A 13,573-nucleotide genomic window follows, 5' to 3' on the forward strand; every position below is an offset into this window, starting at 1 on the left:
CATGCAAAGAGGCGCACGTTTTTTTCTTCAATCTCTCTTTTTATTGTTGACCTACTCTTTACTCTGGTTGTCACTTTGGGTGATCAGTTTTTATCTTAGTCATAATGGTCAACAAGCCGCACTTTTTTTACCTCAAGGCTTACGGCTAGCATTATTTATTTTACTTTGGCGACGTTTTTGGTTGCCGATGTTATTGGCCGAATGGGGGCTTTATTACTGGCTAACTCAACAGCAATTAATTACCCATGTAACTCTTTATCTCTCACCTTTAATCAGCTTATTGGTCGCACTAGAAGTACAACGGATCTGGTGGCGTTACCCACTTTATTGGCAACGGTTAACCTTACTTATCGCAGCGGTCGGATTTAATAGCCTATTACAAGCCTTCCTACTCAGTTTTTTTCTCACGACGTCCACCAGCGCAATATTTTTGACCTCAATAACAGGTGGTATTTTATTAGCTCCCTTTGTTTTTCTACTTTATGAATATTTACGCGAATTACAAAGTCGAGTATTAATCGCCGAAATCACCCCAGAGCCACCATTGCGTACCTCCTTATTAATGTGGGTATTTCTCTTTTGTCTTATTGGATTAAGTGCACAATTCTTTCTTACCCCAGAAATTGAACGCTTATTAGTTATTCTGGTGTTTATTCCTAATGTTTTTATGGCTTATCGTTATGGTTGGCAAGGGGGCGTATTATCCGCGTTGTTAGGTAGTTTAATGATTACCTTTGCTAGACAAGTAAATGGTGCTTTTGCCGATTTGCATGAATTAGAGATGTTTTTAACAACCCAAGCCTTAATTGGTATTGGTTTAGGTATAGCTATTAGTCGCCAGCAACAACTTGCCAATAATTTACGTCATTATCAGCTACGTTTAGAGCAAGAGTTACAAGCACGCCGAGCGTTGATGGAACAACTAGTACATACCGAAGAAGATGTTAAAAAAGCCATTGCTCGTGAATTACATGATGAAATTGGACAAAATATTACAGCTATTCAAATTCAGTCAATGTTAGTAAAAAGAAGTGCAGATAACGATAAAACACGTCAGTCAGGCGAGCAAATTGAGCGATTAGCCCAACAAATACATCAATCTACCCGACAACTGCTACGCCAACTAAGGCCGCCTATTTTAGAAGAGATGTCATTAGAGAAGGCACTACACCATTTAATTGATGAGTTCTCATTTCATGAAAATGGTATTCACTGTCATTTTCATTATGCTCTTGAAACAGAGCCTGAAAGCGACACCATTATTTTTACACTCTACCGACTAGTGCAAGAACTACTCAATAATATCAGCAAACACGCTAATGCCAGTGAGATCCACATTTCGCTTACTCAACATCAAGCACAATTACGACTGGTTGTTCATGATAATGGTATTGGCATTTTGCCTACACAACCTAATAACGGTTTTGGGCTACGAGGTATTGAAGAGCGGATCTGCGCATTGGGGGGAGAATGGGAAGTAATTAGTCAGCTTGGTACTAAAATAATTGTTAACTTACCCACAAATTCAATAGAAAAGCGTGAAAACTAGGAATTAGTCTTAGTCATCTACAACCTTCTCTCATTCTTTTTAACTGCATTTTTCTTACATTGGCAATATCAGAGAGGATGTTATGTTAGGTAAAAATTCGGCATCAATAAATAAGACCTATGATTTTTGGCGTAAAAATTTAATGTTGTCGATGATCATTGGCTATGCCACGTTTTACCTGACTCGTAAAAGCGTCAATTTTGTGATGCCCGTTATGCAAACGGAACTGCATCTAGATAAAAGTGATATTGGCTGGATAGCCAGCCTGTTTTATCTCACTTATGGTCTATCAAAATTTCTCTCTGGTATTTTCCATGACCAATACGGCTACCGTTGGTTTATGGGCGCAGGTCTGGTAATGACAGGGGTGATGAATATTATTTTTGCCTACTGTTTATCCTTTCCTGCCTTGCTTTTAGTCTGGGCACTTAATGGTTTCTTTCAAGGATGGGGTTGACCCCCTTGTGCAAGGTTACTCACCCATTGGTATTCACGTAATGAACGCGGTTTCTGGTGGGGATTATGGAATATCTCCATCAATCTTGGCGGGATGAGTATTCCCCTTTTAACCGCTTGGTTGGCAACCCATTTTAGTTGGCAAATAGCCTTAGTTATTCCCGGCCTAATAGGTATTGTTATGGGTTTATGGCTTTGTATGCAACTAAAAGGAACACCAGCAGAAGAAGGGTTACCCACAGTAGGTGTATGGCGGCGCGATATTTTTGAATTACGTCAAGAGCAAGTATCGCCTCCGACCCCTATGTTAACCATTTTGAAAGAAAGCATCTTATTTAACCGAATGATCTGGTTACTAGGTTTTTCTTATATTTTAATTTATCTCATCCGTATGGCGATAAATGATTGGGGAAATATTTGGTTATCAGAAACCCATGGCGCTAACTTGTTAAGTGCTAATGCCATTCTTTCTCTTTTTGAGATGGGTGGATTGTTAGGCGCGTTATGTTCAGGCTGGGGCTCGGATTTATTATTCCGTGGTCAACGAGCACCAATGATATTGCTGTTTTCACTCGGGCTTTTTATCGCAGTAACAGCACTTTGGCTAATGCCAATTCATCATTATGCATTGCTTGCAGCCTGTTTTTTCAGTATCGGTTTTTTTGTGTTTGGACCACAGATGTTAATCGGACTTGCTGCCACAGAATATTGTCATAAAAACGCAGCAGGTACGGTAACAGGCTACTTGGGATTGTATGCCTATTTAGGGGCTGCAATAGCAGGTTGGCCATTAAGTCAGGTCATGGCGCATTATGGTTGGACTGGGATGTTTGTATTATTAACCAGTGCTGCGGCCTTAATGGGACTACTACTAATGCCATTGCTGATCGCTGATGTCAGTAAACGTGAGCATTTAGTTGGCCCACTTTCATTTTCCGATGACGACACATTTAAAAGGTTCTGAACATGAAACTGAAAACTCTCTCTACACTTGTTGCCGCCGGCTTAGCTCTTTCTACGGTAAGTTTATCCACCAGTGCCGCGGGTCGCTTAGTGGTTTATTGCAGTGCCACAAATGCGATGTGTGAAGCTGAAACTAAAGCTTTTGCTGAAAAATATGATGTTAAAACCACTTTTGTTCGTAATGGCTCCGGCAGTACATTAGCGAAAATAGAAGCAGAAAAACGCAATCCACAAGCTGATGTTTGGTATGGCGGAACAATGGATCCTCACTCACAAGCGGGTGAAATGGATCTGCTAGAGCCTTATGCATCCCCCAATCTTGATCAGATCATGCCACAATTTCGTGATCCGGCTAAACGCAAAGGAAACTACTCTTCTGCGGTTTATGTCGGTATTCTAGGTTTTGGTGTCAATAAAGATCGTTTAAAAGAGAAAGGTCTACCTATTCCGACCTGTTGGAAAGATTTAGTCAAACCTGAATACAAAGGTGAAATTCAAATCGCTGATCCACAAAGTTCGGGCACTGCATACACTGCATTAGCAACTTTCGATCAATTGTGGGGAACAGAGCAAGCCTTTGATTATCTGAAAAAACTAAATACCAATATCTCTCAATATACTAAATCAGGTATTGCACCAGCGCGTAACGCCGCCCGTGGTGAGGCCGCGATTGGTATCGGCTTCTTACACGACTATTCACTCGAAGTTGAAAACGGGGCACCACTAGAGCTTATCTCACCTTGTGAGGGCACAGGTTACGAAATTGGCGGTGTCAGTATCATCAAAAATGCCCGTAATATGGATAACGCTAAGTTATTTGTAGACTGGACACTCTCTAAAGAAGCACAAGAAATTAGTTGGAAAGAGGGTAAATCTTACCAAATTCTCACCAATACCACGGCTGAGTCTTCCCCGATGGCTTTGAAATTATCAGACTTAAAACTGATTAACTACGACATGGATAAATATGGCGATAGTGATGTTCGTAAGGAGCTGATAAATAAATGGGTTACCGAAGTAAAAATGGGTAAATAGCCTATCAATAGGGCGAGAGATGCTCTCGCTCTTTTTTTTACATAATAATAATGAGCTTTACTGTCGGGGGATTTATGTCTCACACACTCGCTTTGTCTGAAAAAAAGAGGTGGGATCCCATATTTTTATGGGTCCTGATTGCATGGATGGCATTTATATTAATGCCTTCATGGAGCCTTGATTATGGTCTATTTGATTCTACCGCAGATGAATTACTTACCTCTTATGGCTGGAGTAACTTAAATATCAGTCTGCTCTGGTTTTTACTTCCCAGCATACTATTAATTCGTCCTTTACATCCTGTAGGGCGAGAAAATCGTATTCGCCACTATTTTGATGCAAGTTTTGCCTTTTTCTGCGCCTTTATCACTATTGTTACCGCAACGATGGAAGGTCGTGGTCTGGGTTATTCGGTTATCGTGCTATTTATTTCATTAGGAATGATAGCCAAGCATGCTTTAACACGCTTAGAGTGGTTAGGGGGTGATAGCTTTGTGATTGGCTCATTAATCACAGTTATCGCCTTAATCGGTGTTTTTATTATCTTTCCAAGTGTCGCTATCTTTATTCCGATGTTTCAAGATAGTGCTGGCAATTTTGCCCCCTTTGAATTTATAGCCATTCTCAGCCAAGCCCATATTGTTCAGGTGATGATCAATTCAATCTTACTGTCTATCGCAGTTGGTATTGGCTGTACTTTTTTTGGTTTGATCCTCGCCATTTATACATCACGTATTGCAGTAAGATCAGCGATTATTGGTCGAGTATTTTCTATTTTACCTATTGTCACTCCCCCTTTTGTTGTGGGTTTAGGTGTGACCTTGATGATGGGACGTTCAGGTTATATCACTGAATTTTTGGCAACTTATGCAGGTTTAGAAAATACCAACTGGTTATATGGCTTTACGGGAATTTGGCTTGCACAAGTACTTGCCTTTACCCCTATGTCTTTTATGATCTTAGATGGTGCAATTAAAACAATCCATCCGTCATTAGAAGAGGCTTCTTATACCCTTAGAGCTAATCGCTACCAAACATTCTTTCATGTTTTTATGCCGTTACTAAAACCAGCATTAGCCAATGCCTTTTTGATCGTTATAGTGCAATCACTGGCTGATTTTAGTAACCCATTGGTGCTAGGTGGCAACTTTGACGTGATTGCCACTCAAATTTATTTCTATATCACCGGCTCTCAACTTGATTACCAAGCAGCAAGTACCTTAGGTGCTTCACTGTTGGTATTCTCATTATTAGTGTTCTGCATTCAATATATGTGGATTGGCAAACGCTCATATGTCACGGTGTCAGGTAAATCCTATCGTGGTGATGTTCAACCATTACCCACCTCCTTAGTAACCTTTGTCACTAGTGTGCTGGGTATTTGGGTTATCTTTAATATCTTACTCTATGGCAGCATTTTCTACGGCAGTTTTACGGTTAACTGGGGTGTGGATTACACCTTAACCTTTGATAACTTTATTAAATTATTTGGTCAAGGGATGAGCGACGGCGCATGGCCATCATTACTTGATACCTTACTTTATGCGGGTATCGCAGCACCTATTACCGCTATTTTAGGGCTTTTGATCGCCTATATTGTCGTGCGCCAAGATTTTAAAGGTAAAAAGAGTATCGAATTTACGACCATGCTCTGTTTTGCCGTTCCCGGTACTGTTGCGGGGGTCTCTTATATCTTGGCATTTAATGATTCGCCGTTTTATTTAACAGGAACGGCAGCCATTGTGATTATCTCAATAACCATGCGTAACGTGCCCGTGGGAATACGAGCGGGTATTGCAGGATTAGGGCAAATCGATAAATCGTTGGATGAGGCGTCATTAAGTTTAAGAGCAAATTCCATGCGAACTATTTTGTATGTGCTATTGCCTTTATTACGCCCCGCTATTTTATCCGCTTTAATTTATAGTTTTGTCCGCGCAATAACCACCGTCAGTGCGATTGTATTCTTAGTGACTCCTGAAACTCGCGTTGCTACCGCTTATATTTTAAATCGTGTTGAGGATGGTGAATACGGCGTCGCAATTGCCTATGGCTCGATTTTAATCATCGTGATGTTGGCTATTATTTTCTTATTTGACTATTTGATTGGCGAAGCCCGTGTTTCACGCTCTAAAGCCAAAAATGCACAGTAATACGGAGTATAAATCATGACACAATCACATTTCGTTGAACTGAAAAATATTGTTAAGCGTTTTGGTACAAACACGGTAATTGACACTCTCAGTTTATCTATTCCTCAAGGAAAAATGGTTTCGTTATTGGGGCCATCAGGTTGCGGTAAAACGACAGTACTACGCTTAGTAGCTGGATTAGAAAAACCAACAGAAGGTAAAATTTTTATTGATGGTGAAGATGTTACTGATCGCTCAATCCAACAACGTGATATTTGTATGGTGTTTCAGTCTTACGCCCTGTTCCCTCATATGTCCTTAGGTGACAACATTGGTTATGGCTTAAAAATGTTAGGTCGCCCAAAGGCAGAGATCAAACAGCGAGTGGCAGAGGCTCTAGCCTTGGTAGATTTAGCAGGATTTGAAGATCGTTTTGTCGATCAGATTTCAGGCGGTCAGCAACAACGAGTGGCATTAGCTCGTGCTTTGATCTTAAAACCCAAAGTGCTGTTATTTGATGAGCCATTAAGTAATCTGGATGCTAACTTGCGCCGTAGCATGAGGGAGAAAATTCGTGAATTACAACAACAGTTTAATATCACCTCCCTGTATGTTACCCATGACCAAAGTGAAGCTTTTGCCGTTTCCGATATGGTGTTAGTGATGAATAAAGGCAAAATAATGCAATTAGGTTCACCACAAACTTTATATCGCCAACCGGCCTCTGAGTTTATGGCAAGTTTTATGGGAGATGCCAATCTCTTCCCTGCTACTCTAGGGGCTGATTATGTGGATATTTTTAATTATCGCTTACCTCGCCCCGAGAACTTTAACAGCAACAAAACCGAAATTAGAGTGGGTGTCAGACCTGAAGCTATTACCTTATCTCAACAAGGTGAAGCTTGTCAGCAATGTACAATAATCCATGTCGCCTATATGGGACCACAATATGAGGTGACTGTTGCATGGCAAAATCAAACATTGTTATTACAAGTGAATGCAACCCAACTTCAACCTAATGAAGGTGATAGCTATTATCTACAAATCCATCCTTATGGAATGTTTATCTTGGAATAATGGCTTTTATTTTAGTGAGTGAGGCACCCAATGGGTGCCTCTTTTTTTATCGTTATAAACTACAGCATCTTCCCCTGATGTGACATCCTGGTGTAAATACAGAAGTGATATTACAGATAAGCTTATAATCTTATCCTTTTGTTTTATAATGTTATTATTTGTTTTATTGTTATATGGTTGCTATTCCCCTTGCGCAAGATATTTTTGCATTTCATCAGTTGGCACCATACCGCCCCCCGTCGCCCATACTAAATGCGTCGCATTGTGCATTTTTTGACTATCAAGTGATAAACCTTGTAGATAGTCTTTAGCTTGAGAAACATGAATAGCCCCTGTCATTCCTGCTAAAGCGGAAGGCTCTAGCTGGATCCCTTCTTCTTTGTTTAACAAGCTCAATAAGTTATATAACTCTTGATCATCAATGGTGTAATAGCCATCAATCAAACGCTCCATTGCCCGTCCAACAAAGCCAGAGGCTCTACCTACCGCCAAACCGTCAGCTGCAGTAATATTGTCGATACCCACTTCTTGAACAGAAATACCATCATGTGACTGGGTATACACCCCAAGTAACATACAAGGAGAATGGGTTGGCTCAGCAAATAGACAATGTACTGCATCACCAAATGCCAGTTTTAATCCAAAAGCAACACCACCAGGCCCTCCGCCTACACCACATGGCAGATAGACAAACAGAGGATGTTCACTATCGACCGGAATATTAAGCGTTTCAAATTGATGTTTTAAACGCAATCCAGCGACGGCATAACCCAAGAATAATGTTTTTGAATTTTCATCATCAATAAAGAAACAACGAGGATTTTTTTCTGCCTCTTTACGTCCTTGTTCAACTGCAATACTGTAATCTTGCTCATATTCCACAACATTAACACCATGAGCTCGTAGCTTGTCTTTTTTCCATTGACGAGCATCCGCAGACATATGAACACTAACGCTAAAGCCCAGTTTTGCACTCATAATGCCAATCGACATTCCTAAGTTACCCGTGGAGCCGACGGCAATACTGTATTGGCTAAAAAATTTGCGGAATTCATCAGAAAATAATTTTTCATAATTATCCTCTGTGGTCAGAAGCCCGGCCTCTATGGCTAATTTTTCAGCATGAGTGAGCACTTCATAAATCCCCCCGCGCGCTTTAATTGAACCAGAAATAGGTAAGTGGCTATCCTTTTTCAAACGCAATTGTCCCTCAATAAGGGTGTTATAGCGCTTTTCTAGTGCCTCTTTCATTTGAGGGATATCCACAACGGCTGATTCGATGATCCCCTCAGTTGATGCGGTTTCTGGAAAGGCTTTCATTAAATAAGGTGCAAAACGTTGTAATCTTGCCTGTGCATCCATCACATCATTTTGCGTTAAACCTACATAAGGAAGTCCCTGGTCAGTTGAGGTAACATTGGGGTTAAACCAAACCACCTCTTTTAAATCCACTAAATCACGTACCAGTGGATAATCATTTTTTAATTTATTTATATCTATCGTGGTCATCGTCATTCTCTTTTATATGACAAAAGAAAGCATAAAAGTGCCCCCTAATGCCACAAATGAAGCAATAAAGGTCGCGATACTATAAAAACGGAAAGTTTCGCTTAATGTGGCATTACAATACTGTTTTACTAACCAAAATAGGGAGTCTGTGACAATCGTACAGCCAATAGCCCCAGAGCCAATTGCCAATGTAATAATTTCAGGGCTAATATCTGGATACATTGGCATTAATGGTGCAACGATAGCGGTCGCCCCCATCATAGCAACCGTTGCTGATCCTACTGCTGCATGCAGAATAATCGCTACTAGCCAAGCTAATAAAATAGGATGCATATCCAAATTAGAGAGGAGCACCGCCAATGAATCGCTTAAACCACTCCCTTTTAAAATGCCGTTAAATGCGCCCCCAGCACCAATAATTAACAAAATATTGGCAATAGAGCTAAAACTATCTTCTGTTTTTTTCAATAGGGTACTCATGCCCATATTACGGCGAATACCTAAAATATAGTAAGCAACAAAAGCAGCAATAAACATTGCCGTAATCGGGTTACCAATAAATTGTAATGCAATATAAACCGAAGTACCTTTTTCCATATTAAGCTCTGCGGCGGTCTTAATCAGCATCAGAACAATAGGTAATAAAACCGTAAATAATGTCGCCCCAAGTGAAGGTAAATCTTTTTCTTGACGAATTTCCATATCAGAAAATGCTTCTGGTACGGTTTTAAAAGGTAAGCGCTCACCCAATACTTTTAAGAAAAGAGGCCCGCCCACTAATGAGGCTAATAATCCAACAGCAAGACCGGCAACGATCACCGTTCCCATATCGGCCCCTAACTCATTAGTGACAAAAAGCGCTGCAGGGTGTGGAGGAACAATACAATGCACGGCCATTAATGCAGTACATAAAGGGATGGCGAGTTTTAATAATGAGGTGTTTGTTTTTTTAGCAATAGAGAATGCTAATGGAATAAGTAGCACTACCCCTACTTCAACAAACAGGGTAATACCACAAATCAGTCCCACCAATACCATAATAACATCCGGTGATAACCAACGGCATTTTTGTAAGGTGATACCGATGCGCTCCGCCGCCCCCGATATTTCCATCATTTTACCGAGAATAGTACCCAAACCAATAATGGCGGCTAAAAATCCCAGCGTTCCCCCAATCCCATTTTCAATTGCACTGACCATTTCTAATGGGTTCATTTTCATTGCCATACCGACAAAAAAACTGGCAAGTAGTAGTGCTAAAAATGGATGAAACTTAAGTTTTATTATAGTAAAAACAATGAGCAAGATACTTATAATCAGAGTACCTAGTACCCATAGTGTCGGTTCCATAGATCAATCCCTAATTTTTATTTATTGTTAAACATATTGAATATTAATCATTCGACACTTACAAATGATGAAAATAGATACTAAGATGAATTCAATTAAGCCAAATAGGTGATCAGATGCACAAATATTTATCATTTAGATTTCATCTTGGCTATCTTTCACCTTAACATTAACTTGATTATTACCTTACGTTACTAATAATAATTAAATGAGAATAAAAAATGTTTGGATCTTCTAACGTGATTTTGAGAAATAAGCGCTTATCCAGTTATCAATTAGCACGACTTCACACTTTTGAAGCAACGGGACGGCATTTATCATTCGCTTTAGCCGCAGAGGAATTGTCCTTGACGCCTAGCGCGATCAGCCATCGTATTAATACACTAGAGAAAGAATTAGGGATAAAGCTATTTAATCGCTTTCATCGGCGTATTGAATTAACCGAAGAAGGTGAACGTATTTATTGGGCATTGAAAAAAACACTTGAAGATATTAATCAAGAGATTTTAGATATCTATAATCAAGAAATATCTGGCGTATTAACGGTGTATTCTCGCCCTTCTATTGCGCAATGTTGGCTTGTACCTCGTATTTCTGATTTTACTCAACGCTATCCTTCTATTGAATTAAACTTACTTACTGGCAATGACGATATTAATTTTCGTGGTTATGGTATCGATCTCGCTATCTATTTCGATGATAAACACCTGAAAAATCTCTATTGTGAAGATTTAATCTCAGAATCAATTATTCCTGTTTGTAGCCCTGAATATGCTGCTCGCCATGAATTAGTAGGTAATATCCATCACCTTGCTAATTGTACTTTGTTACATGATAGACAAGCTTGGAGTAATAACTCTGATTTTGATGAATGGCGCGCTTGGAGTGAATATATGGGATTAGGATTATTTCCAAATAAAAGTAATATTTGTTTTGATCGCTCTGATTTAGCTGTTATTGCTGACGTTAATCATTCCGGTGTCGCAATGGGGCGTAAACGCTTAATTCAAAAACAACTCGCAAATAATGAATTAATAATCCCTTTTGATAATTGTGAGTTTTTTTGTGCACAACGCTATTATCTGGTTACCCGCGATGAAAAGAGTAACGCTAAAGTACAACTTTTTATTCAATGGCTGAAAAAACAGATCTTACAAGGGATGTGATCTGACAAAATAACAAAGAGATCGGTTTAATCTAAACCGATCTCTTACTCATTGGATGATGGTGATGAAATTAATCCGCTAAAAAGTGTTTATCTTCAAGGACAATTAATGGCTCAATATCACTGTCTTTTTTTATCACTAATGTCGGATCAGAGCGTAAGCAACAACCACCATAATGTCCATCTACCGTAAAGGTACAAACCTGAATATATCGGTTAGACACTTTTGGTAAACACCATAACTCTTGATAAATATTTTCTTGATGTTCAAATTGACCACTGGTTTCACCTAATACATTTTCTTGGTGATCAACTAAACCAATATTACTACCACAGCGCCCAGCAATAGGTTTAACCGCATAACCACTCTGCGACAAACGTGGGGTTAAAGTGAACTCAGTATCGAGTAGATAAGGATTATCTGGGAAAAGTTGCCACAAAATAGGTAATATCGCTTTATTACTTGGAATAAGTGTCCAAAGAGGTTCAAAAACCGTGATTTCAGGGCGTAAAAGGACATCAACTAAACGAACATCTCCCGCTGGATCACCAATACGAATAGGAATAAGTGACTGTTGTTCACTCTCTTCTCTAAGTTGATCTAACGCGGTTTCCCAAGCCCATGTTTTCCACACACATTCAACAATACGTTTATCACCATCAATTAACTGACCACGACTATTCCAATGCAACTCTTTTAATCCACGCAGAATTTTGCTGCTATAACCGGCTTTAGTCAGTGCTTGTTGCATAAATCGAGCATGATAATCTTCTTCATTATCATCATCTTGAAGAATATGTACAAATGGCTTCGCATCACTGTGTTTCCATGCATCTGATAACGCATCTAATAGACGTTCCCCCGGGTTATAACCTGCTTTAATGCCACCCTGTTTAGCCCATTTTTCAATAATTAATCCGGCTTCAGTATGGCAAGATGCAGAATCAGCGTTATATTCATACACCTTGATACCGCGCTCATCCATACAAAAATCTAACCGTCCAGTGATCATTTGATGACGTCTATTTTGCCATGATAGGCGGATACGGGGCCATAACACTTCAGGGATCGCAAATAAACGCAGTAAATTATCGTCTTTCAGCACTTTTTCCGTTGCATGCAAATACATCAAATGCATTTCATTGCTAGCACGTATAAGTTCATGCTCAGCACTTTCTGAAATAGTGAAATATTCATAGCTGTCTTGATTAATCGTATGACCGTGCTGTGCTAGCACATAGGCTTTTTCTAACGGATCGCTTTCATCTAGCCATTTTCCAGCAAATTGCCCCTTGTTGGCTAATTTAGCCTCATGAATAGCTAACAATTCAGGGGCAACTTTAGGTTGAGGTAAACTGTAGGCATTAGGTTCTGTTTGGATCATCCAGCCTAGCAAGATGGTATTATCAAAGGTATCTTCGATAAAATAGCCATTATCACTCACTTTAAGCGGTAACTCTCGTGTCCATTGTTGACCTCGCGGTAACCTAGTGTGGATCACATTTTGTTCTGCAATACGGATTTTATCTTCTAATACTTCGGTAATAACCGCCACATGACCGGTGACTTTAAACTCTCCCCCTTCTTGCCAAATAAGCAACGCTCCTACCGTCGGTGGCTGTTTGCTGCCATTTGCAAAAGCTTGCAAGGGTAAAATATCGTCATCAATTGTTCTCCGTAAGAAACGTAACGAGAAGATCTCATAGGCCATTCCCACATCAGTAAAAACAACCCCGTAATGTAAATAGAGAAAACGGCGTGCAAATTCAACACATTGCCACTTATGCCCCATATACTCATTACCAATATAACTACGGAATGAATCATTAGCGGCATAATCTTCTTTATCTATACTGCTGTAATCTGAAGAGTAAATCGCAACACCACCTGGTGCATAACCGAGTAATGTTCCAAATGGTTCATGACGAATGATCTCTTTTACATTCATAATCTCGACCTTGACGATAATTAGGTAATGACTCTGTAATACTTATAATCACCATGTATTATAAGTAACCATCTTAACGCTATCGTCTATCTGATGTGAATGTAAATTTATCAATTTAGATAAAGTAAAAATAATCGAGTTGATTCGATGACATAAAGCTGATTGCGGATTTGACCTGACAAAAAAACTCAAAAATAGTCTGTTATAAATAATATATAACGCCTATTTTTGAGTGTAATCAGTCAAAGAGGTGTTTATCATTTGTTATTCTCCTTTCTTATTTACTCCTTCTCAATCATAAATGCGAGTCTATATAAGTAGAAAAATTGCGTTTATACAATATATAGCACTCTCTATCAAAAAAATGCCGTTTTTCATTCTGCCAAAG

The 13,573-nt window shown here is 39.5% G+C and carries 8 protein-coding genes and 1 pseudogene; 6 read left to right on the forward strand and 3 right to left on the reverse strand.

All coding sequences use genetic code 11. The annotated features are described in order from the left end of the window. Nucleotide 1: 1 nt before the first annotated feature. The 5 genes and pseudogenes from ACYUCW_RS07805 to fbpC all read left to right on the forward strand — a co-directional run bounded on the left by ACYUCW_RS07805 (nucleotide 2) and on the right by fbpC (nucleotide 7,212). Nucleotides 2-1,549, forward strand: a complete 1,548-nt coding sequence (locus tag ACYUCW_RS07805) for an MASE1 domain-containing sensor histidine kinase (RefSeq protein ID WP_004245007.1) — start codon at nucleotides 2-4, stop codon at nucleotides 1,547-1,549. Between the two features lie 82 nt (nucleotides 1,550-1,631). Further along, nucleotides 1,632-2,969 (forward strand): annotated as a pseudogene (gene uhpC, locus ACYUCW_RS07810) (MFS transporter family glucose-6-phosphate receptor UhpC). A 2-nt stretch (nucleotides 2,970-2,971) separates the two neighbouring features. After that, nucleotides 2,972-4,003, forward strand: a complete 1,032-nt coding sequence (locus tag ACYUCW_RS07815) for an ABC transporter substrate-binding protein (RefSeq protein WP_460408341.1) — start codon at nucleotides 2,972-2,974, stop codon at nucleotides 4,001-4,003. Between the two features lie 74 nt (nucleotides 4,004-4,077). Continuing rightward, nucleotides 4,078-6,156: an ABC transporter permease gene (locus ACYUCW_RS07820; protein WP_460408342.1), complete on the forward strand. Its 2,079-nt coding sequence runs from the start codon at nucleotides 4,078-4,080 to the stop codon at nucleotides 6,154-6,156. Between the two features lie 15 nt (nucleotides 6,157-6,171). Beyond that, nucleotides 6,172-7,212, forward strand: a complete 1,041-nt coding sequence (gene fbpC, locus ACYUCW_RS07825) for a ferric ABC transporter ATP-binding protein (protein WP_004245012.1) — start codon at nucleotides 6,172-6,174, stop codon at nucleotides 7,210-7,212. Between the two features lie 180 nt (nucleotides 7,213-7,392). On the opposite strand, the gene ACYUCW_RS07830 is transcribed toward fbpC, so the two are convergent. After that, the gene (locus ACYUCW_RS07830; RefSeq protein WP_460408343.1) at nucleotides 7,393-8,721 is read right to left on the reverse strand and encodes a D-serine ammonia-lyase; all 1,329 of its coding nucleotides are present in this window, start codon (nucleotides 8,719-8,721) and stop codon (nucleotides 7,393-7,395) included. Nucleotides 8,722-8,733: 12 nt separating this feature from the next. Then, a complete protein-coding gene (dsdX, locus tag ACYUCW_RS07835; RefSeq protein WP_004247276.1) occupies nucleotides 8,734-10,071 on the reverse strand; it encodes a D-serine transporter DsdX in 1,338 nt (445 codons plus the stop codon). A gap of 221 nt (nucleotides 10,072-10,292) precedes the next feature. Between dsdX and dsdC the strand changes: the two genes are divergently transcribed. Continuing rightward, the gene (dsdC, locus tag ACYUCW_RS07840) at nucleotides 10,293-11,237 is read left to right on the forward strand and encodes a DNA-binding transcriptional regulator DsdC (protein ID WP_460408344.1); all 945 of its coding nucleotides are present in this window, start codon (nucleotides 10,293-10,295) and stop codon (nucleotides 11,235-11,237) included. Between the two features lie 70 nt (nucleotides 11,238-11,307). On the opposite strand, the gene gss is transcribed toward dsdC, so the two are convergent. Beyond that, nucleotides 11,308-13,185 carry a bifunctional glutathionylspermidine amidase/synthase gene (gene gss, locus ACYUCW_RS07845; RefSeq protein WP_196722291.1) on the reverse strand — a complete coding sequence of 626 codons (1,878 nt, stop codon included), beginning with the start codon at nucleotides 13,183-13,185 and terminating at the stop codon, nucleotides 11,308-11,310. Nucleotides 13,186-13,573: the final 388 nt, after the last annotated feature.

It is taken from the genome of Proteus sp. MB838, assembly GCF_054767435.1.

Coding starts and splice junctions, on each gene's coding strand:
- ACYUCW_RS07805 (WP_004245007.1), top strand. CDS start 2: ATGCAAAGAGGCGCACGTTTTTTTCTTCAATCTCTCTTTTTATTGTTG.
- ACYUCW_RS07815 (WP_460408341.1), top strand. CDS start 2,972: ATGAAACTGAAAACTCTCTCTACACTTGTTGCCGCCGGCTTAGCTCTT.
- ACYUCW_RS07820 (WP_460408342.1), top strand. CDS start 4,078: ATGTCTCACACACTCGCTTTGTCTGAAAAAAAGAGGTGGGATCCCATA.
- fbpC (WP_004245012.1), top strand. CDS start 6,172: ATGACACAATCACATTTCGTTGAACTGAAAAATATTGTTAAGCGTTTT.
- ACYUCW_RS07830 (WP_460408343.1), bottom strand. CDS start 8,721: ATGACCACGATAGATATAAATAAATTAAAAAATGATTATCCACTGGTA.
- dsdX (WP_004247276.1), bottom strand. CDS start 10,071: ATGGAACCGACACTATGGGTACTAGGTACTCTGATTATAAGTATCTTG.
- dsdC (WP_460408344.1), top strand. CDS start 10,293: ATGTTTGGATCTTCTAACGTGATTTTGAGAAATAAGCGCTTATCCAGT.
- gss (WP_196722291.1), bottom strand. CDS start 13,185: ATGAATGTAAAAGAGATCATTCGTCATGAACCATTTGGAACATTACTC.